This is a genomic window from Streptomyces sp. NPDC041968 (assembly GCF_055589025.1).
The window spans coordinates 429,497-449,128 of record NZ_JBVJCB010000001.1 but is presented as its reverse complement, the minus strand read 5'-3'; the positions used below and the strand labels follow the sequence as shown (position 1 = coordinate 449,128).

17 protein-coding genes are annotated in these 19,632 nt (G+C 73.4%); 6 read left to right on the top strand and 11 right to left on the bottom strand.

Features of this window, described 5'->3' with window-relative positions; genetic code table 11:
* Nucleotides 1-27: 27 nt before the first annotated feature.
* The 5 genes from aceE to ACZ6EG_RS02020 form a co-directional block, all read right to left on the bottom strand.
* A complete protein-coding gene (gene aceE, locus ACZ6EG_RS02040; protein WP_391967723.1) occupies nt 28-2,730 on the bottom strand; it encodes a pyruvate dehydrogenase (acetyl-transferring), homodimeric type in 2,703 nt (900 codons plus the stop codon).
* 394 nt (nt 2,731-3,124) lie between these two features.
* Nucleotides 3,125-3,748, bottom strand: coding sequence for a GntR family transcriptional regulator (locus ACZ6EG_RS02035; RefSeq protein WP_391967722.1), 624 nt, complete (start codon nt 3,746-3,748; stop codon nt 3,125-3,127).
* A gap of 208 nt (nt 3,749-3,956) precedes the next feature.
* Nucleotides 3,957-5,765 carry a 2-oxoglutarate dehydrogenase, E2 component, dihydrolipoamide succinyltransferase gene (sucB, locus tag ACZ6EG_RS02030; RefSeq protein ID WP_391967721.1) on the bottom strand — a complete coding sequence of 603 codons (1,809 nt, stop codon included), beginning with the start codon at nt 5,763-5,765 and terminating at the stop codon, nt 3,957-3,959.
* Nucleotides 5,766-5,829: 64 nt separating this feature from the next.
* A complete protein-coding gene (gene lpdA, locus ACZ6EG_RS02025; protein WP_383648334.1) occupies nt 5,830-7,218 on the bottom strand; it encodes a dihydrolipoyl dehydrogenase in 1,389 nt (462 codons plus the stop codon).
* Nucleotides 7,219-7,518: 300 nt separating this feature from the next.
* Nucleotides 7,519-9,057 carry a leucyl aminopeptidase gene (locus ACZ6EG_RS02020; RefSeq protein WP_391967720.1) on the bottom strand — a complete coding sequence of 513 codons (1,539 nt, stop codon included), beginning with the start codon at nt 9,055-9,057 and terminating at the stop codon, nt 7,519-7,521.
* A 248-nt stretch (nt 9,058-9,305) separates the two neighbouring features.
* Between ACZ6EG_RS02020 and ACZ6EG_RS02015 the strand changes: the two genes are divergently transcribed.
* A complete protein-coding gene (locus tag ACZ6EG_RS02015) occupies nt 9,306-10,088 on the top strand; it encodes an endo alpha-1,4 polygalactosaminidase (RefSeq protein ID WP_469600746.1) in 783 nt (260 codons plus the stop codon).
* 19 nt (nt 10,089-10,107) lie between these two features.
* Here the strand turns inward: ACZ6EG_RS02015 and ACZ6EG_RS02010 are convergent, their stop codons facing one another.
* Nucleotides 10,108-10,893 carry an adenosylcobinamide-GDP ribazoletransferase gene (locus ACZ6EG_RS02010; protein WP_391967718.1) on the bottom strand — a complete coding sequence of 262 codons (786 nt, stop codon included), beginning with the start codon at nt 10,891-10,893 and terminating at the stop codon, nt 10,108-10,110.
* 60 nt (nt 10,894-10,953) lie between these two features.
* On the opposite strand from ACZ6EG_RS02010, the gene ACZ6EG_RS02005 reads away from it, so the two are divergent.
* The gene (locus ACZ6EG_RS02005) at nt 10,954-11,706 is read left to right on the top strand and encodes a hypothetical protein (protein ID WP_391967717.1); all 753 of its coding nucleotides are present in this window, start codon (nt 10,954-10,956) and stop codon (nt 11,704-11,706) included.
* Between the two features lie 107 nt (nt 11,707-11,813).
* Here the strand turns inward: ACZ6EG_RS02005 and cobT are convergent, their stop codons facing one another.
* Nucleotides 11,814-12,911 (bottom strand): nicotinate-nucleotide--dimethylbenzimidazole phosphoribosyltransferase, encoded by a 1,098-nt coding sequence (gene cobT / locus ACZ6EG_RS02000; protein ID WP_391967716.1) that lies wholly within the window; start codon nt 12,909-12,911, stop codon nt 11,814-11,816.
* A gap of 147 nt (nt 12,912-13,058) precedes the next feature.
* Here cobT and ACZ6EG_RS01995 point away from each other — a divergent pair, with 147 nt between their 5' ends.
* Nucleotides 13,059-13,838 (top strand): class I SAM-dependent methyltransferase, encoded by a 780-nt coding sequence (locus ACZ6EG_RS01995; protein ID WP_469600740.1) that lies wholly within the window; start codon nt 13,059-13,061, stop codon nt 13,836-13,838.
* Here ACZ6EG_RS01995 and ACZ6EG_RS01990 read toward each other — a convergent pair.
* Nucleotides 13,827-15,026, bottom strand: a complete 1,200-nt coding sequence (locus ACZ6EG_RS01990; RefSeq protein ID WP_469600737.1) for a bifunctional adenosylcobinamide kinase/adenosylcobinamide-phosphate guanylyltransferase — start codon at nt 15,024-15,026, stop codon at nt 13,827-13,829. The genes ACZ6EG_RS01995 and ACZ6EG_RS01990 overlap by 12 nt on opposite strands.
* 181 nt (nt 15,027-15,207) lie before the next feature.
* On the opposite strand from ACZ6EG_RS01990, the gene ACZ6EG_RS01985 reads away from it, so the two are divergent.
* Nucleotides 15,208-15,426, top strand: a complete 219-nt coding sequence (locus tag ACZ6EG_RS01985; protein WP_053129646.1) for a hypothetical protein — start codon at nt 15,208-15,210, stop codon at nt 15,424-15,426.
* Between the two features lie 41 nt (nt 15,427-15,467).
* Here the strand turns inward: ACZ6EG_RS01985 and ACZ6EG_RS01980 are convergent, their stop codons facing one another.
* From ACZ6EG_RS01980 to ACZ6EG_RS01970, 3 genes are all read right to left on the bottom strand, one after another.
* On the bottom strand, nt 15,468-16,538 hold the full coding sequence (locus tag ACZ6EG_RS01980; RefSeq protein WP_391967713.1) for a S1C family serine protease: 1,071 nt from the start codon (nt 16,536-16,538) through the stop codon (nt 15,468-15,470).
* 132 nt (nt 16,539-16,670) lie between these two features.
* The gene (locus ACZ6EG_RS01975; RefSeq protein WP_391968275.1) at nt 16,671-17,408 is read right to left on the bottom strand and encodes a class I SAM-dependent methyltransferase; all 738 of its coding nucleotides are present in this window, start codon (nt 17,406-17,408) and stop codon (nt 16,671-16,673) included.
* A gap of 83 nt (nt 17,409-17,491) precedes the next feature.
* A complete protein-coding gene (locus ACZ6EG_RS01970) occupies nt 17,492-18,130 on the bottom strand; it encodes a DUF3043 domain-containing protein (RefSeq protein WP_391968274.1) in 639 nt (212 codons plus the stop codon).
* Nucleotides 18,131-18,401: 271 nt separating this feature from the next.
* Between ACZ6EG_RS01970 and ACZ6EG_RS01965 the strand changes: the two genes are divergently transcribed.
* Entirely contained in the window at nt 18,402-19,193 is a 792-nt protein-coding gene (locus tag ACZ6EG_RS01965) for a PspA/IM30 family protein (protein ID WP_356610623.1), read from the top strand.
* Nucleotides 19,194-19,213: 20 nt separating this feature from the next.
* The gene (gene pspAA, locus ACZ6EG_RS01960; RefSeq protein ID WP_391967712.1) at nt 19,214-19,498 is read left to right on the top strand and encodes a PspA-associated protein PspAA; all 285 of its coding nucleotides are present in this window, start codon (nt 19,214-19,216) and stop codon (nt 19,496-19,498) included.
* Nucleotides 19,499-19,632 lie beyond the last annotated feature (134 nt).

Here is a 19,632-nt window from a genome sequence, read left to right as displayed (position 1 = left end):
GGCGGGGGCCTCCTGTGCCCGCTGTTCCTACAGGCCGTAGCGCTCGCGCGCCTCCTTCACGGCCGTCGCCTTGACCTCGCCGCGCCGGGCGAGCTGGGCGAGGGACGCGACCACGATCGATTCGGCGTCGACACCGAAGTGGCGGCGGGCGGCCTCACGGGTGTCCGACAGGCCGAAGCCGTCGGCGCCCAGCGAGGACCAGTCCTGCTCGACCCACTGCGCGATCTGGTCCGGGACCTGGCGCATGTAGTCGGACACCGCGAGGACCGGGCCCTCGACGCCCTGGAGCGCCCGGCGGACGTACGGCACCCGCTCCTCGCCGCGCAGCAGGGCCGCGTCGGCGTCCAGCGCGTCGCGGCGCAGCTCCGTCCAGGAGGTCGCGGACCACACGTCGGAGGCCACACCCCACTCCTCGGCGAGCAGCTTCTGCGCCTTCAGCGCCCAGTGGATCGCCGTGCCGGAGCCCAGCAGCTGGATGCGCGGGGCGTTGGCGGCCGGGGTCAGGCCCGCCGACTCCGCCGTGTTGAAGCGGTACAGACCCTTGACGATGCCCTCGTCCACGCCGGCGGCGGACGGCTTGGCCGGCTGCGGCATCGGCTCGTTGTAGACGGTCAGGTAGTAGAAGACGTCCTGGTCCTCGCCCGGGGCCGCCTCGCCGTACATCCGGCGCAGACCGTCCTTGACGATCGCCGCGACCTCGTAGGCGAAGGCCGGGTCGTACGTCAGCGCGGCCGGGTTGGTCGCCGCGATGGCCGGGGAGTGGCCGTCCGCGTGCTGGAGGCCCTCACCGGTCAGCGTGGTCCGGCCGGCGGTGGCGCCGACCAGGAAGCCGCGGCCGAGCTGGTCGCCGAGCTGCCACATCTGGTCGGCCGTGCGCTGCCAGCCGAACATCGAGTAGAAGATGTAGAACGGGATCATCGTCTCGCCATGCGTCGCGTACGACGTCGACGCGGCGATGAAGTCGGCCATCGAGCCGGCCTCAGTGATCCCCTCGTTGAGGATCTGGCCGTTCTTGGCCTCCTTGTAGTACATCAGCTGGTCGCGGTCGACCGGCTCGTACGTCTGGCCCTTGGGCGAGTAGATGCCCAGGGACGGGAAGAGGCTCTCCATGCCGAAGGTGCGCGCCTCGTCGGGGACGATCGGCACCCAGCGCTTGCCGGTCTCCTTGTCGCGGACCAGGTCCTTGACCAGGCGGACGAAGGCCATGGTGGTGGCCACGTTCTGCGAGCCGGAACCCTTGTCGAAGGAGGTGAAGGCCTTCTCGGCGGGCGCGGGCAGCGGGGCGACCGGGTGGACGCGGCGGGCCGGGGCCGGACCGCCCAGGGCGGCGCGCCGCTCCTGGAGGTAGCGGACCTCGGGGGAGTCGGCGCCCGGGTGGCCGTAGGGGACCACGCCGTCGACGAAGTCGCTGTCCTTGATCGGCAGGCCGAGCAGGTCGCGCATGTCCTTGAACTCGTCCACCGAGAGCTTCTTCATCTGGTGGTTGGCGTTCTTGGACGCGAAGCCGGGGCCGAGGGTGTGGCCCTTGACCGTCTGGGCCAGGATCACGGTCGGCGCGCCCTTGTGCGCGAGCGCGGCGCGGTAGGCGGCGTAGACCTTGCGGGACTCGTGGCCGCCGCGCGAGTAGTGGAAGCACTCGAGGATCTTGTCGTCGGACAGCAGCTTCGCCATCTCGACGAGCGCCGGGTCCTTGCCGAAGAAGTCCTCGCGGATGTAGGCGGCGTCGCGCGTCTGGTACGTCTGCACCTGCGCGTCGGGTACCTCGCGCAGCCGGCGTACCAGCGCGCCCGTGGTGTCGAGCTGGAACAGCTCGTCCCAGGCCGTGCCCCACAGCGACTTCACGACGTTCCAGCCGGCGCCGCGGAACTGGGCCTCCAGCTCCTGCACGATCTTGAAGTTGGCGCGGACCGGACCGTCGAGGCGCTGCAGGTTGCAGTTGATGACGAAGGTCAGGTTGTCCAGGCCCTCGCGGGAGGCGAGGGTCAGCGCGGTGGTGGACTCGGGCTCGTCCATCTCGCCGTCGCCGAGGAACGCCCACACGTGGGAGTTGGTCAGGTCCTTGATGCCGCGGCTGGTCAGGTAGCGGTTGAACCGCGCCTGGTAGATCGCGGAGATCGGGCCGAGGCCCATGGAGACGGTGGGGAACTCCCACAGCCAGGGCAGCCGGCGCGGGTGCGGGTAGGACGGCAGGCCCTTGCCGCCGGCCTCGCGGCGGAAGTTGTCGAGGTGCTCCTCGGACAGTCGGCCGTCGAGGAAGGCGCGGGCGTAGATGCCGGGGGAGGCGTGGCCCTGGACGTAGAGCTGGTCGCCGGAGCCGTCACCCTCCTTGCCCTTGAAGAAGTGGTTGAAGCCGGTCTCGTACAGCCAGGCCGCGGAGGCGAAGGTGGCGATGTGGCCGCCGACGCCGTACTTGCTGCCGCGGGTGACCATCGCCGCCGCGTTCCAGCGGTTCCAGGCGGTGATCCGCTGCTCCAGGTCCTCGTCGCCGTCCACGGTGGGCTCGTCGGCGGTCGGGATGGAGTTGACGTAGTCCGTCTCCAGGAGCTTCGGCAGGGCGAGGCCGGCGCCCTCGGCGCGCTCCAGTGTGCGGCGCATCAGGTACGCGGCACGGTGCGGCCCGGCCGCCTGGGTGACGGCGTCCAGGGAGGCCTGCCATTCGGCGGTCTCCTCCGGGTCGCGGTCCGGGAGCTGGTCGAGCTCGCTCGGCTGGATGGCTTTGGGGTCGGTCATGTCGCCGCCTTCCTCAGTCGAAGGGGGTTCCCTCATCGTCAAGGGTTCGGGGGTGCCCTAGGTCTTTGGCAGGACAGGGCTTGGGCTCGGGTGGAAGCCCGTCGGAGACTGTAACTCCCTGATCGATGATCGATCAAAGGGTTGAGGGCCAAAACCTCTTGATCACGAGAAAGTCGGCACGGGGTGCCTCCGGCGGTGGCACGGGGTGACCATGAAACCGGCGGTTTGTGCAGGTGAGCGCGGTGCGGCTCGGGTGGTTCGGTGCGTTGGCGTCTGCCGGTGCGTCGTGGCCGTTCGCGCGGTTCCCCGCGCCCCTTCAGGGTCGCGGGGAACCGCGCGGATCGGGGGGTCCGGGGGCGCAGCCCTCAGAGAAGGGGCGGCGGGGGCGAAGCAACTAGGCGCGGGGGGCGCAGCCCAGGACGTGAGCCTTGACAATCTCCGGGATACGGGGATCGCGGCGGCGGAAGGCCGCGACCAGTTCCTCGTGCTCCTCCGCGTAGGACTGCTGCACCGTCCCCAGCCACCGTATCGACAGCGCCGTGAACACCTCGATGCCCAGGCCCTCCCAGGTGTGCAGCAGCACCGAGTTGCCGGCCGCCCGCACCAGCTCCCGGTGGAAGCCCACCGTGTGCCGCACCTGGGCGGTCCCGTCGGCGGCGCGGTCGGCCTCGTACAGGGCGGTGACGTGCGGCTCCAGCGCCGAGCAGTCCTCGGCGAGCCGGTCCGCCGCCAGCTCCGCGGCGATCGCCTCCAGACCGGCCCGGACCGGGTAGCTCTCCTCCAGGTCGGCGGCGGTCAGATTGCGCACCCGCACGCCCTTGTTCGGCGCCGACTCGATCAGCCGCAGCGACTCCAGTTCCCGCAGCGCCTCCCGCACCGGCGTCTGGCTGACCTCCAGCTCGGTGGCGATCCGGCGCTCCACGATCCGCTCGCCCGGCTGCCAGCGTCCGCTGATGATCCCTTCCAGGATGTGCTCGCGGATCTGTTCGCGCAGCGAGTGGACGACGGGCGCGGTCATGAGAGCTCCTTCGGGAGAGGGCCCTTCCGGCCCCCTGGGGCGACTGACGTTGAGAAACAATACGGCCGTCACCGCGAGCCGGCAGGGCGCACGGGGGCGCTTTCACGCAGGTGAGACGAGACTTACACGACGCGCGCGGCAGCACATGACGGTGCCCCCGCCCGGAAAGCTCCGGGCGGGGGCACCGAACAGACCCACTGGCCGAGGACTACAGGCCGAGCTCGACCTCGAACTCGCCCGCCTCCAGGATCGCCTTGACCGCCGTCAGGTAGCGGGCGGCGTCGGCGCCGTCCACCAGGCGGTGGTCGTAGGACAGGGTCAGGTACGTCATGTCGCGCACGCCGATGACCGGCCCGTCCTCCGTCTCGATGACGGCCGGACGCTTGACCGTGGCACCGATGCCGAGAATGGCGACCTGGTTCGGCGGCACGATGATCGTGTCGAACAGCGCGCCGCGCGAACCGGTGTTGCTGATGGTGAAGGTCGCGCCCGCCAGCTCGTCCGGGCTGATCTTGCTGGCCCGGACCTTGCCCGCCAGGTCGGCGGTCGCCTTGGCGATGCCGGCCAGGTTGAGGTCGCCGGCGTTCTTGATGACCGGGGTCATCAGGCCCTTCTCGGAGTCCACCGCGATACCGATGTTCTCGGCGTCGAAGTAGGTGATGGTCCCCTCGGCCTCGTTGATCCGGGCGTTGATCGGCGCGTGCGCCTTCAGCGCCTGGGCCGCGGCCTTGACGAAGAACGGCATCGGCGAGAGCTTGACGCCCTCACGCGCCGCGAACGCGTCCTTGGCACGGGCGCGCAGCTTCATCAGACGCGTGACGTCGACCTCGACGACCGACGACAGCTGGGCCTGCTCGTGCAGCGCCTTGACCATGTTGTCGCCGATGACCTTGCGGATGCGCGGCATCTTGACGGTCTGGCCGCGCAGCGGGGAGGCCTCCAGGGTGGGGGCCTTCTTCGCGGCAGGGACAGCAGCGGCGGCCGGGGCCGGAGCGGCGGCCTTCGCGGCCTCGGCGGCGGCGATGACGTCCTGCTTGCGGATGCGGCCGCCGACGCCGGTGCCCTTGACGGTGGACAGGTCCACGCCGTTCTCGGAGGCGAGCTTGCGCACCAGCGGGGTGACGTAGGCACCGTCGTCCGCCGGCTGGGCGGCGGCCGGGGCGGCCGGAGCGGCAGCCTGGGCCGGCGCGGGCGCCGGGGCGGACGGGGCCGGAGCGGCCGGCTGCTGCGGAGCCGGGGCCGCGGGGGCCTGCGGAGCCGGAGCGGCCGGGGCCTGCTGGGCCGGGGCGGCCTGCTGCGGAGCCGGGGCCTGGGCGGGCTCGGGCTGCGCGGGGGCGGCCGGGGCCTCCTGGGCCGGAGCGGCCGCGGGAGCCGCGCCCGCCTCGCCGATGACGGCGAGCTTGGCGCCGACCTCGGCGGTCTCGTCCTCGCCGACCACGATCTCCAGCAGGGTGCCGGAGGCGGGGGCGGGGATCTCGGTGTCGACCTTGTCGGTGGACACCTCCAGCAGCGGCTCGTCGGCCTCGACCGAGTCGCCGACCGACTTCAGCCAGCGGGTGACGGTGCCCTCGGTGACGGACTCGCCGAGCGCGGGCAGGACCACGTCCGTGCCCTCGGCGCCGCCGCCGCCCGCCGACGCGTCGGCGGAGGGGGCGGGCGCCGGGGCGGCCTGCTCGGTGGAGGGGGCGGCCGGGGCCGGCTCGGGGGCGGGCTCGGCGACCTGCTCGGCCTGCGGGGCCTGCTCGGCGGCCGGGGCCTCCTCGGCCGCCGGGGCGCCGGAACCGTCGTCGATCAGCGCCAGCTCGGCGCCGACCTCGACGGTCTCGTCCTCGGCGACCTTGATGGAGGACAGCACGCCGGACGCGGGGGCCGGGATCTCGGTGTCGACCTTGTCGGTCGAGACCTCGAGCAACGGCTCGTCGGCCTCGACGCGCTCACCCTCGGCCTTGAGCCAACGGGTGACGGTGCCCTCGGTGACGCTCTCGCCGAGCGCCGGAAGGGTTACGGAAACCGCCATGGTTTCGGTTGCTCCTTAACGAATTGCGGAAGTCTGTGTCGTCGCGCCCAGTGACCGAGGGAGGTCAGTCGTGGGAGTGCAGGGGCTTGCCGGCCAGAGCCAGGTGGGCCTCGCCCATCGCCTCGTTCTGCGTCGGGTGGGCGTGGATGAGCTGGGCCACCTCGGCGGGCAGCGCCTCCCAGTTGTAGATCAGCTGGGCTTCGCCGACCTGCTCACCCATGCGGTCGCCGACCATGTGGACGCCGACCACGGCACCGTCCTTGACCTGGACGAGCTTGATCTCGCCGGTGGTCTTGAGGATCTTGCTCTTGCCGTTGCCCGCCAGGTTGTACTTCAGGGCGACGACCTTGTCCGCGCCGTAGATCTCCTTGGCCTTGGCCTCGGTGATGCCGACGGAGGCGACCTCCGGGTGGCAGTACGTCACCCGCGGCACGCCGTCGTAGTCGACCGGGACGGTCTTCAGACCGGCGAGCCGCTCCGCCACCAGCATGCCCTCGGCGAAGCCGACGTGCGCGAGCTGGAGGGTCGGGACGAGGTCGCCGACGGCCGAGATCGTCGGGACGTTGGTCCGCATGTACTCGTCGACGAGGACGTAACCGCGGTCCATGGCGACCCCGGCCTCCTCGTAGCCCAGGCCCTGCGAGACCGGGCCGCGGCCGATGGCGACGAGCAGGACCTCGGCCTCGAACTCCTTGCCGTCAGCCAGGGTGACCTTGACGCCGTCCTGGGTGTACTCGGCCTTCTCGAAGAAGGTGCCCAGGTTGAACTTGATGCCCCGCTTGCGGAAGGCGCGCTCCAGCAGCTTGGAGCTGTTCTCGTCCTCGACCGGCACGAGGTGCTTGAGGCCCTCGACGATCGTGACCTCGCTGCCGAAGGACTTCCACGCGGAGGCGAACTCGACGCCGATGACGCCGCCGCCCAGGACGATCGCGGACTTCGGCACGCGGTCGAGCTTCAGGGCGTGGTCGGACGAGATGATCCGGTCGCCGTCGATGTTCAGGCCGGGCAGCGACTTCGGCACGGAGCCGGTCGCCAGCAGCACGTGGCGGCCCTGGACCCGCTGACCGTTCACATCGACGGAGGTCGGCGAGGACAGCCGGCCCTCGCCCTCGATGTAGGTCACCTTGCGCGAGGCGATCAGACCCTGCAGGCCCTTGTACAGGCCCGAGATCACGTCGTCCTTGTACTTGTGGACGGCCGCCATGTCGATGCCCTCGAAGGTGGCCTTCACACCGAACTGCTCGCTCTCGCGGGCCTGGTCGGCGATCTCGCCCGCGTGCAGCAGGGCCTTCGTGGGGATGCAACCGTTGTGCAGGCAGGTACCGCCGACCTTGCCCTTCTCGATCAGGGCGACGTCCAGGCCCAGCTGCGCCCCGCGCAGGGCCGCGGCGTAACCACCGCTGCCACCGCCGAGGATCACTAGGTCGAAAACGGTGCTGGCGTCGTTCGCCACGTCACGTCCTCCATGCATGTGCGCCACGCCGGTCTCCAGTGACCGGTCGGCGGCTGGTGTCCGGCCGCTCATTGTTCTCGGCCCTTAGGTGGGGCCCTGTCCTGCCGAGCCCCATCTTCGCACTTGTAAGGGGCCGACGAGACGTGGGGCCGGTGTGTGAGACGTCGCACCTTTTCCTGTCACAAGGCCGACGAAGGCGTCCCGGGGGCGCGGGCGGTGCTCGTCCGCGGCTGTGCGGCGTGGGCGCGACGGGCCGCAACGGGCCCGCCGCACCTCACCCCGCGACCCCCGAGGGCGTCGCTAGCCGAGGTCGCCCGCGGCCGTCAGCTCGGCGACCCGCACCAGCGTCCGCACGGCCGTGCCGGTGCCGCCCTTGGGCGTGTACCCGAAGGGCCCGCCCTCGTTGAAGGCCGGACCCGCGATGTCCAGGTGCGCCCAGGTGATGCCCTCGCCGACGAACTCGCGCAGGAACAGACCGGCCACCAGGCCGCCGCCCATCCGCTCGCCCATGTTGGCGATGTCCGCGGTCGCCGAGTCCATGCCCTTGCGCAGGTGCTCCGGCAGCGGCATCGGCCAGGCCGGCTCGCCGACCTCCTCCGCCGCCTCGTGCACCGCGGCGCGGAACGCGTCGTCGTTCGCCATGATCCCGTACGTCCGGTTGCCCAGCGCCAGCATCATCGCGCCGGTCAGCGTCGCCACGTCGATGATCGCGTCCGGCTTCTCCTGCGAGGCCGCCCAGAGCGCGTCGGCGAGCACGAGCCGGCCCTCGGCGTCGGTGTTGAGCACCTCCACGGTCTTGCCGCTGTACATGCGCAGCACGTCACCCGGGCGGGTCGCGGAGCCGGACGGCATGTTCTCGGCCAGCGCCAGCCAGCCGGTCACGTTGACCTCCAGGCCGAGGCGCGCGGCGGCGACGACCGCGGCGAACACGGCGGCGGCGCCGGCCATGTCGCACTTCATCGTCTCGTTGTGCCCGGCCGGCTTCAGCGAGATGCCGCCCGAGTCGTAGGTGATGCCCTTGCCGACGAAGGCGAGCGACTTCTTGGCCTTGGACGAGGTGTAGGACAGCTTCACCAGCCGCGGGCCGGCCGCGGAGCCGGCGCCGACGCCGAGGATGCCGCCGTAACCGCCCTTGGTGAGGGCCTTCTCGTCGAGCACCTGCACCTTGATGCCGTGCTCCTTCGCGGCGGCCTGCGCGACCGCCGCGAACGCCTCGGGGTCGAGGTCGTTCGGCGGGGTGTTGACCAGGTCGCGGGCGCGGTTCAGCTCCTGGGCGACGGCGGTGGCACGCTCGATCGCGGCCTTGAACGCCTTGTCGCGGGGCTTGCCGCCGAGCAGCGTCGCCTCGGCCAGCGGTGCCTTGCCGTTCTTCGCCTTGGCGTCCTTGCCGGACTCCTTGTAGGCGTCGAAGAGGTACGCGCCGAGCAGCACGCCCTCACCGACGGCGCCGGCGTCGGCGGCCTCGGCGAGCGGCAGGGCGAAGGCGGCCTTCTTGGCGCCGGCCAGCGCGCGGGCGGCCACACCGGCGGCCCTGCGCAGCGCCTCGGCGTCGAACCCGGCGTCCTTCTCGGGCTCGGCACCCAGGCCCACCGCCACCACGACGGGTGCCTTGAAGCCGGCCGGCGCGGGGAGCTTCGTCACCTCGCCCTCGGCGCCCGAGGCACCGAGGGTCTCCAGGACGCCGGCGAGCCGGCCGTCGTACGCCTTGTCCACGGCCTCGGCACCCGGTGCGACGACCAGGCCCTGGGACCTGGATGCCGCGCCCTTGGCGACACCGATCACGATCGCGTCGGCCCGCAGGCCGGGCACCGCGGCGGTGGAGAGAGTGAGAGCAGTCACGGTGGTGATTTCTCGCTTCCGTATGAAGTCTTGTATGGCCGAATGCGGGTGGGTCGACCGGGCCCGACAACCGACCCTAGATCCCTCCTGATTCGCGGTCTCCGCCCGGGCAGGCGAACACCGGGCACGAGCCTACGCTCGCGCCCGCCTCCGCTCCCTCCCGCGGGCGGCCGTTTCCCGTGCCGCCCCCGGGGTGGGAGATCATTCCCGGGGTACGTCCCCGCCCACCCCACCCTCTGGAGCACCCCGTGAGACGCCCGGTCCTGTCGACAGCCCTCCTCCTGCTGCTCGCGGGCTGTTCGTCGTCGCCCCCCGACGACGGGGAAGCCGCCGGCCACTGGCAGCCGCGGCCCGGCACCGCCTGGCAGTGGCAGCTCAGCGGCAGCCTCGACACGTCCGTCGACGTCCCGGTCTACGACATCGACGGCTTCGACCACCCCGCGTCCACCGTGGCCGCGCTGCACGAGGACGGGCGCAAGGTCATCTGCTACCTGTCCACCGGCGCCTGGGAGGACTTCCGGCCGGACGCCGACGCGTTCCCGGAGTCGGTGCTGGGCGAGGGCAACGGCTGGGAGGGCGAGCGCTGGCTGGACATCCGCGCGACGGACGTCCTGGAGCCGCTCATGGCCGAACGCCTCGACATGTGCCGCGAGAAGGGCTTCGACGCGGTCGAGCCGGACAACATGGACGGCTACCGCAACGAGACCGGCTTCCCGCTCACCGCCGACGACCAGCTGCGCTACAACCGGCTGATCGCCCGACTCGCCCACGACCGCGGCCTGGCCGTCGGCCTGAAGAACGACCTGGACCAGATCCCGGAACTGGTGGACGACTTCGACTTCGCGGTCAACGAGCAGTGCGCCCAGTACGGCGAGTGCGCCGACAACAAGCCGTTCATCGACGCGGACAAGGCGGTCTTCCACGTCGAGTACGAGCTGCCGACGGAACGCTTCTGCCCCGAGTCCCGCGCGCTGCGGCTGAGTTCGATGCGCAAGGAGTACGAGCTGGGGGCGGAGCGGCAGGCCTGCTGAGCCGCCCGTGCGGGTGGGGTCAGCCGAGGACCAGCACGACCAGCGAGGCCGTGGCCGCCGCCTCCGCGACCCCGCCGAAGACGTCACCGGTGACGCCGCCGAACCTGCGGACGCAGTGCCGCAGCAGCAGTTCCGCCACGGCGACGGCGCACAGCACGGCGAGCGCCGTACGGACCGCGTCGTACGGCCCGCCGAACGCGCCCGCGACCGCACCCGCCGCGGTGACGACGGCGGTGACCACCAGCGCGGCTCCCACCGGCACCACCCCGGCGACCGCCGCGCCCAGCCCCTCGGGGCGCGCGGCCGGCACCCCGGCCCGGGCGGCGAGCGTCAGCGCCAGCCGGGCGGCGGTCGCCGAGACCACGGCGGCGAGCGCCCCCCGGGCCCAGGAGCCGTCGTAGGCCTGCGCCAAGGCGGCCACCTGGGCGAACAGCACGAACACCAGGGCGAGGACGCCGAACGGCCCGATGTCCGACTGCTTCATGATCCGCAACGCGTCCGCGGCGGGCTTCCCGCTGCCCAGCCCGTCCGCGGTGTCGGCCAGCCCGTCCAGGTGCAGCCCGCGCGTGAGCACGGCGGGCACGGCGGTCGTGGCGACCGCGGCGAGCAGGCTCCCCGCGCCCAGGAACAGCAGCAGGAGCCCGGCGGCCGCGGCGGCGACGCCGATGGCCAGCCCGGCCAGCGGCGCGCACAGCATGCCGCCGCGGGCGGCCCCGCGGTCCCAGCGGGTCACCTCGACCGGGAAGACGGTGAGCGTGCCGAAGGCGAAACGGAGACCGTCGGGGGAGGGGAGCGTCCTGGGCACCGGCGCAGACTACCCGGCGGTCACCAGGGCGTCGGCGACCCCTCGGGATAAAGTGCGCATATGGGAGATTGGTGGCAGCGCAACATCATGGAACCCGGCAAGCTGCCGCTGCTCCTCGCCCTGGGGGCCTTCGTCCTGACGTTCGTGATCACCCGGGTCGTCACCCGTCTCATCCGGGCCGGCAAGGGGCCGTTCGGCAACGTCCAGACGGGCGGGGTGCACATCCACCACGTCGTCCCGGGGATCGTCCTCACCGTCATCGGCGGCTTCTGCGCGGTCGCGGGGGGCCGGCACGGGTTCGGCTCCGCCGTGGCCGCGGTGGTCTTCGGCGTCGGGGCGGGGCTCGTGCTGGACGAGTTCGCGCTGATCCTGCACCTCGACGACGTGTACTGGACCGAGGCCGGCCGCAAGAGCGTGGAGGTCGTGGTGGTCACCGCGGCCCTGGTCGGGCTCGTGCTCGCCGGGTTCACGCCGTTCGGCGTCGACGGCATCTCCCCGGACGAGAGACAGGACCGGGCCAACGTCATCGCGACCGTCGCCGGGAACTTCTTCTTCGCGCTCCTCGCCCTCGCCAAGGGCAAGGGACGGCTCGCGATCTTCGGCGTGATCGTCCCCGTCGTCGCCCTGGTCGGCGCGGTCCGCCTGGCCCGGCCCGGCTCCCCCTGGGCCCGCCGCTTCTACGGGAGCCGTCCGCGCGCCCGCGCCAAGTCCCGGCTGCGCGCCTACCACCACGACCGCCGCTGGGCCGGCCCCAGCCGCGCCGTGCAGGACTGGATCGGGGGACGCCCGGACCCGGTGCCCGGCCGGCGGTGACGGCGCCCGCGGGCGGCGCCCGCGACGGGGTACACGCGCCGACAGGCCGGGGGCGGACCCGCTCCCCGGCACGGCCGGTCCTCGCCGTACGCGGCCGGCCGTGAGCGTCAGTCCCGCTCCGTGTCCTCCGCCTTCTCCTCGGCGGAGTCCTCCGACGCCCCCGGCCGCTCCGGCAGTTCCGCGGCCAGGGCCGCCGCGGCCTGGACCAGGGGGAGGGCCAGCAGCCCGCCCGTGCCCTCGCCGACGGTCACGCCCTGGGACAGCAGCGGCTCCAGGGCCATCCGGTCCAGCGCCTTGGCCTGGCCCGGCTCCCCGCTGTCGTGCGCGGCCAGCCACCAGTCGGGGGCCCGGAAGGCGACCCGCTGGCCGACCAGCGCGCAGGCGGCCGTCACGACGCCGTCCAGGACGACCGGCACCTTGCGCACCGCGCTCTGCAGCAGGAAGCCCGTCATCGCCGTGAGATCGGCGCCGCCCACCGTCGCGAGCAGCCGCAACTGGTCGCCGAGCACCGGCCGGGCGCGCCGCAGCGCGTCCCGGATCGCCGCGCACTTGCGCATCCAGGCCAGGTCGTCGATGGCCAGCCCGCCCCGCCCGGTGACCACCGACGCGTCGGTCCCGCACAGCGCGGCGACCAGCGCGCCCGCCGCCGTGGTCCCGCCCACGCTCAGGTCGCCGAGCACCACCAGGTCCGTACCGGAGTCGGCCTCCTCGTCGGCCACCGCCATCCCGGCCCGGAAGGCGGCCTCCGCCTCCTCGGCGGTCAGCGCGTCCTCGACGTCGATGCGCCCGCCGCCGCGCCGCACCCGATGCCGTACGACCTCGGCCGGGAGCGTCTCGGGGTCGCAGTCCAGAGCCATGTCCACGACCCGCACCGGCACGCCCAGCCGCCGGGCGAGCACCGACACGGGCCGGCCGCCCTCCAGGACCTCGCGCACCAGTTCACCCGCACCGCCCGCGGGCCGGGACGAGACGCCCAGCTCGGCGATCTTGTGGTCACCGGCGAAGAGCACCACCCGGGGCCGCTCGACCGGCCGCACCGGTACGGCGGACTGCGCCGCCGCCAGCCACTCGCCCAGGTCGTCCAGGCGGCCCAGCGATCCGGGCGGGACGACCTGACGCTCCCGGCGTGCCTCGGCGTCGCGGCGCACCCCGCCGTCGGGCCGCTCGATCAGATCGGTGAAGTCGTCGAGATTCAGCGAGCTCATTCGCCGAACAGTACCGGCCCCGGTCGAACACCACGGCGGGCCCGTCCGCACCGCGCCCGGGCGGCGTCGTTGCGCTCCGGAACGCGATCACCTACGTAACGTTTTGCGTGGTTTGTCGTACGTCCCCTCTCGCGTCGGGAGCCGCCCGTGTCCGCACCCCCCGCCTCCTCGGCGCCGCCCCCCGTGCCCCTGGTGCCTCCCGTGCCGCGGTACGGGCCGCACCGCGGGGACTGCCCCTGGTGCGGCTCGCGGCGGCTGCGCACCCGCGGCGCGGACCCGCGCCGGTCCGCGCCTCCTCCCGGCCGGTCCGCGCCTCCTCCCGGCCGGTCCGTCCTCGTCCGGTGCCAGGACTGCCGGCACACCTTCCACAACCCCGCGCTCGCGGACGGCCCGCCGGACCACCCGCTGGTCCGGGCCGGCGTACGGCTGCGCCACGGCCTGGCCGCCAGGGCGCTGCTGCGCCACTGCCCCGAGCCGGAGAGCTGGCTCGACGTGGGCACCGGCGACGCCGACTTCCCGCACGCCGCGCGCGCCCACTTCCCGTACACGTCCTTCGACGGCCTGGACCCCACCCACCGCGTCCTGCGCGCCCGCGCGGTCGAGCGGGTCGAGGAGGCGTTCGTCGGCCGCCTCACGAACCCGCACATCGCGGCCCGGCTGCGGGCCCGCTACGACGTGGTGAGCCTCTTCCAGCAGCTGGAACGCGTCCCCGACCCGCGCGCCGAACTGCGCGCCGCCCTGCACGCGCTGCGCCCCGGCGGCCACCTGCTCGTCGACGTGGCGGACCCGCGCCGGCTGCTCGCCCTCCCGCCCGGTGCCCCGCACCCGGCGGACCTGCACGCCGAACTGGCGGCCCGGGGCTGCACGGTGCTCACCGGCGCCCGGAGCCACCGGGTCGTCGCACGCAAGGACGCCTCAGCCCCGTAGCACCAGCGCCTGGCCCGCCACCACCAGCAGCACCTGCTCGCACTCGGCGGCGAAGGCCGCGTTCAGCCGCCCGAGTTCGTCCCGGTAGCGGCGTCCCGACGCGGTGGCCGGGACGATCCCCGAGCCGACCTCGTTCGACACCGCGACGACCGTGCGCCGGGTGGCGCGGACCGCCTCCGTCAGCTCGTGCACCCGGTCCCTGAGGGCCCGCTGGCCGCCGTCGGCCCACTCCGCGTCGTCCCACGCCCCGACGGCGTCCATCGCTTCCGTCAGCCACAGGGACAGGCAGTCGACGAGCAGCGCCGGACCCTCGTCCTTCAGCAGCGGCACCAGATCGCACGTCTCGACGGTCCGCCAGGACCCCGGGCGCCGCTCGCGGTGCGCGCGGACCCGGGACGCCCACTCGGTGTCGCCGGCCCGGGAACCCCCGGTGGCCACGTAGAGCACGTCCGGGAAGGCCTCCAGGCGCCGTTCCGCCTCCACCGACTTCCCCGACCGGGCGCCGCCCAGGACCAGGGTGCGCCGCGGCACGTCGGGCACGTCCTCGTAGGCGCCCACCGCCAGCGTCGTCCCGTCCGGCACGGCCCGCGCCCCGGCCGCCGCGAGCCGCCGCTCCAACTCCCGGCCCGGCGGCACGTCGTGGCCCAGGTGGACGGCGACCACGTCCGTCGTCGGCCCCGCGGCGCCCACCGCCCGCAGCCGGGCCAGCGCGTCCGGCCGCCCCACGACGTCCGCGAGGACCATGTCGTAGGACTCGGGGGACTCCTCCAGACCGGCCGGCGCGCCACCCGGCGGCAGGTACAGCAGCCGCTGCCCGTCGGGGCCGGTCACGGCGTACCCGGTACCCGGCGAGTCCATCGCCACCGCCCGCACCCGGTGCCCGGTCAGCAGCGCCAGCTCCCGCCCGTCGGGCACCCGCCCCGGCTGCGGCAGCCCCGCCGGCACCTCCACGGCGGGCCCGTCGTGCGGGTGCGACAGCAGCACCTGCCGCACGCCGGTCAGGGAGTGCCCGGCGCGCGCGGCGGCGAACGCGGCGCCCGGCGTCAGGTCGAGCAGCATCGCCCCGTCCACCAGCAGCGCGGTCGCCGCGCGCGCGTTCTCGCCCTGCGCCGCGGCACACGCCGCACAGGGACAGTCGGGGCGGGGCAGTCCCGCGGGGGCACCGGTGCCGAGCAGAGTCACGTCCACGCACCGATCTTCCCCGGTGACCCCGCGAGGTGCGCGCCCGAGCCCCCCTGCGGCGCGCCTGCGCCGCGGAGCGTGTTCCGGGGTCGTCCACGGCGCGCCCGGCCGAGCGCATAGGCTGCGGGCGGAGGCCGGACCAAGATCCGGCTTCCGCTCTGCATGTGCTCACATCTTGGAGGCGTACATGGCGGCATGGACGTGGCGGTTCGAGACAGCCGGCGGGACGGAGGTCCAGCCCGCGGTGCAGCCCGAGGAGTTCACCACCCAGGGGGACGCCGAGTCCTGGATCGGTGAGTACTGGAAGGACCTCAAGGAGGGCGGCACCGACCAGGTCCGGCTGTTCGAGGACTCCACCGAGATCTACGGCCCGATGAGCCTGCACGCGGAGGACGCCGAGGCCTGACGGGCCGGCGGGGCCCGCCCGACCGGGCCGGCCCCGCTCCGTCACTGCTCGCCCAGCGTCACCTCGGCGGTGCGCTCGTCGCCGTCGCGGGTGTACGCCACCTCCACCCGGTCACCCGGCCGCAGCGACGCCAGCGCCTCGGCCAGCGAGGTGATCGTGGTGACGTCCGTGTCGCCGAGCCGGACGACGACGTCACCGGGACGCAGTCCCGCCTCGTCGGCCGCCCCGCCGTCACTCACCTCGACGACGGCGACTCCCGCGGGCCGGTTGCCGTCGTCGACGACCGTACGGGCGGTGACACCGAGCGCGGCCCGGCCCGAGTCGGTCACCCGGCCGTCCGCGACGATCTGGTCGGCGACCGTCCGCACCATCGACGCCGGGATCGCGAACCCGATCCCGGGCGCCGCGCTGTCGCCGAGGCCCGGGTCGGTGGCGGCGAGCGTCGGGATGCCGACGACCTGGCCGTCGAGGTTCACCAGGGCGCCACCGCTGTTGCCCGGATTGATGGCGGCGGACGTCTGCACCATGTTGCCGATGGTCGCGCCCGTACCGCCGTCGGCACGCCCCTCGGTGACGGTCCGCCCGGTCCCCGACACGATCCCCTGCGTCACGCTGGAGGACAGGCCGAGCGGCGAGCCCATCGCCAGCACGATCTGCCCGGCCTCGACCTTCGCGGAGTCCCCGAAGCGGGCCGCCCTGACGCCGTCGGGCACCCGGTCCAGCTTGATGACGGCGAGGTCCTGCTCGGGGTAGGAGGAGACCAGCTCGGCGGTGAGGGTGTCCTCGGTCCGCGCGGTCGTCACCCGGAAGGACCGGTTCTCCCCGACGACGTGCGCGTTCGTGACGACGTGCCCCTTGCCGTCGTACACGACCCCGGAGCCCAGGGCGTCGCCCGCCTGGATCTGCACGACCGACGGGAGCACGTCGTTGATCACCCGCTGGTAGTCGCTCTGCAGGGCGTTGGCCGCGAGGGGCGCGGCGGCCCGCGCCGTGTCGCCCTCCCGCCCGGCACCGGCGCCCGGACCGGAGCAGCCGGCGGCGAACAGCAGGGAGCAGGCCACCGCGGCGGCCGGGCCGAACGGCCGCGGCGCGCGGGTACGGGAAGCGTCCATGACCCGAGTCTCACCGCGCGCCGGAACACCGGCCCCCGGTGAACACCCGAACGGGCGCGGGGCCGGCGAAGCCGCGAGGGGGATCGTCGGGCCACCACGGAGGCCGCCGGCCCGCCACGGGGCCGCCGGACCCTAGCCCCGCACCCCGCACAGGTGCAGCAGTGCCGCCACCCCGCGGTACGGGTCGGTCCGGCCCGCCCGGTCCTCGACGGCCAGCAGCGTGTCGAGGTCGTCCGGGACCGGGGCGTCGTCGGGTGCCGTGTCCGTGAAGACCCGGACGCCGTACCAGGTGTGCAGCGGGGCGCCGATGCCCGCGAGCTTCGCCGTCAGTGTCGCCAGCCGGTCCGCGCGGACGCCGGGACGGGTCCGGGCGGGCGCCGCTCCGTCCGACTCGCTCCGGGACCGGGGCAGCAGGTGGGTGGTGTCGAAGGCGGCCAGCGCGCCCGCCCACTCGCCGTCCAGGCCGGGGCGCATGGCGAGCGCGTCGCCGTTGCGCACCAGGAGCGACAGCAGGCCGCCCGGGGCGAGCATCCGGGCCAGCCCCGCGAGCAGCGGGTCGGGCTCCTCGACGTACATGAGCACGCCGTGGCACAGCACCACGTCGAAGCTGCCCGGCAGGAAGTGCACGCCGGTGTCCCGGCCGTCACCCTCGATGATCCGCACCCGCTCCCGGATGCCCTCGGGCTGACCCGCCAGGGCCTCGCGGGCCGCGGCGATCAGTACGGCGTCCCGCTCCAGGCCGGTCACCTGGTGACCGGCCCGCGCCAGCCGCAACGACTGGGCGCCCCGGCCCATGCCGACGTCGAGCACCCGCAGCCGCTTGCCGACCGGGAAGCGCCCGGCTATCTGCTCGTCCAGGTGCCGGGCCACCAGCTCCTGCCGTACGACGTCCCGCAGACCGCCCAGTGAGCCGAGCCAGGCGTCGGCGGCGCCGCCGGCCAACGGCGTCGTGCTCAGGGCCGCTCCCCGCGCTTGACCTGGGGCTTGGGCAGCCGGAGCCGGCGCATCTGGAGGGAGCGCATCAGCGCGTAGGCGACCGCGCCGCGCTTGCGGTCGTCGGGGAAGCGCTCGGCGAGCCGCTTCTTCAGCCGGAAGCCGGTGACGATCGAGTCCAGCACGATCAGCACGATCACGACCAGCCACAGCAGCAGCGCGACGTTCTGCAACGAGGCCACCCGGATCATGCTCAGTACGAGGATGACCACCGCCATCGGCAGGAAGTACTCCGCGATGTTGAACCGCGAGTCGACGAAGTCGCGCGCGAACTTGCGGACCGGGCCCTTGTCGCGGGCCGGCAGGTACCGCTCGTCACCCTTGGCCAGGGCTTCACGCTGCCGCGCCATGGCGGTCCGGCGCTCCTCGCGCTGGCGCTTGGCGGCGTCCTTGCGCGTCATCGGCGTTCGGGCGACGCTGCGGCGCTGGGACTGGGCCGCACTGCGCTTGGGCGTCGGCCTGCCCTTCGGGGCCTGCGGGTCGCGGGGCTGATTGGAGTCGGTCACCGGCGCGCTGACGGCGCTCTGGGCCTTCTCATCCTTGGCACGGCTACGGAACACAAAACCCAAGGGTACGGGGTGCACGGGAGTGGACCCCAGCCCGGTGGGGAACGATCCGGCAACGCCGGTCGTCCATAAGGGGGACAGACGGGACGTTGTGTACCGCCCCGGACACCGGCCATCGGGGGCGACCCCGGGGAGCACCTACTCCCTACGCCGGACCGGGTGGGCACGCAGTCGTCCTTGGGGATGAGCGCATCCGTCCCCGAACAGTGCGGTAATGGATGCAGGGCCCGTACTGTGGGTCCTGTCGCAGGTGCTGGAGCCGGAGTCGGTCAGAAGGGGGCGCGCGAAGCCCATGAGCGGTGTCATGAAGCGTATGGGGATGATCTTCCGCGCGAAGGCCAACAAGGCCCTTGACCGGGCCGAGGACCCGCGCGAGACCCTCGATTACTCGTACCAGAAACAGCTGGAGCTGCTGCAGAAGGTGCGCCGCGGCGTCGCCGACGTGGCGACCAGCCGCAAGCGCCTGGAGCTCCAGCTCAACCAGCTCCAGTCCCAGTCGTCCAAGCTGGAGGACCAGGGCCGCAAGGCGCTGGCGCTGGGCCGGGAGGACCTCGCCCGCGAGGCGCTCTCCCGGCGCGCCGCGCTCCAGCAGCAGGTCACCGACCTGGAGACGCAGCACGCCACCCTCCAGGGCGAGGAGGAGAAGCTCACCCTCGCGGCCCAGCGCCTCCAGGCCAAGGTGGACGCCTTCCGTACGAAGAAGGAGACCATCAAGGCCACCTACACCGCCGCCCAGGCGCAGACCCGCATCGGTGAGGCGTTCTCCGGCATCTCCGAGGAGATGGGCGACGTGGGCCTCGCCATCCAGCGTGCCGAGGACAAGACCGCCCAGCTCCAGGCCCGGGCCGGCGCCATCGACGAACTGCTCGCCTCCGGCGCCCTCGACGACCAGTCCGGCATGCACAAGGACGACATCCAGGCCGAGCTGGACCGGCTCTCCGGTGGTACGGATGTAGAGCTGGAGCTGCAGCGGATGAAGGCCGAGCTGGCCGGCGGCCCCACCTCCGACCGGCAGGCCCTGGAGGGCGGTCAGGGACAGGGGCAGCAGCAGTCCCAGCAGCAGCCGCAGGACACCCCGCGCTTCGACAAGCAGTAGGGCACGCCTAGGAGGGCGACATGATCGTACGGATCATGGGGGAGGGCCAGCTGACGCTGGCCGACGGCCGTCTCGCCGAGCTGAACAAGCTGGACGACGAGCTGATGGCCGAGATGGAGACCGGCGACGGCCCCGGTTTCCGAGGGACCCTCCAGGCACTCCTGGCCAAGGTCCGCGAACTGGGCGAGCCGCTCCCGGACGACTCCCTGGAGCCGTCCGACCTCATCCTCCCGTCGCCGGACGCGACGCTGGAGGAGGTACGGGAGCTGCTGAGCGACGACGGTCTCATCCCGGGCGGCGCGTGACGGCCGACCTCCACCGTCGGCCCGTCCGGCCTCCGGGCACGAGGCCCTCGCGGCCGAGGCGGGGACCCGGGGGTGGGGGCCACCGGCAGCTCGCGCCGCGTCCGTCCCCGCCCGTGGGCCACGCCCACTGCGGC

What these genes read in the sequence shown, in the direction of transcription:
- aceE (WP_391967723.1), bottom strand. Translation starts at nt 2,730, where the DNA reads ATGACCGACCCCAAAGCCATCCAGCCGAGCGAGCTCGACCAGCTCCCG.
- ACZ6EG_RS01980 (WP_391967713.1), bottom strand. Translation starts at nt 16,538, where the DNA reads ATGGACGCTTCCCGTACCCGCGCGCCGCGGCCGTTCGGCCCGGCCGCC.
- pspAA (WP_391967712.1), top strand. Translation starts at nt 19,214, where the DNA reads ATGATCGTACGGATCATGGGGGAGGGCCAGCTGACGCTGGCCGACGGC.
- ACZ6EG_RS02005 (WP_391967717.1), top strand. Translation starts at nt 10,954, where the DNA reads ATGGGAGATTGGTGGCAGCGCAACATCATGGAACCCGGCAAGCTGCCG.
- ACZ6EG_RS01985 (WP_053129646.1), top strand. Translation starts at nt 15,208, where the DNA reads ATGGCGGCATGGACGTGGCGGTTCGAGACAGCCGGCGGGACGGAGGTC.
- ACZ6EG_RS02035 (WP_391967722.1), bottom strand. Translation starts at nt 3,748, where the DNA reads ATGACCGCGCCCGTCGTCCACTCGCTGCGCGAACAGATCCGCGAGCAC.
- sucB (WP_391967721.1), bottom strand. Translation starts at nt 5,765, where the DNA reads ATGGCGGTTTCCGTAACCCTTCCGGCGCTCGGCGAGAGCGTCACCGAG.
- ACZ6EG_RS01965 (WP_356610623.1), top strand. Translation starts at nt 18,402, where the DNA reads ATGAAGCGTATGGGGATGATCTTCCGCGCGAAGGCCAACAAGGCCCTT.
- cobT (WP_391967716.1), bottom strand. Translation starts at nt 12,911, where the DNA reads ATGAGCTCGCTGAATCTCGACGACTTCACCGATCTGATCGAGCGGCCC.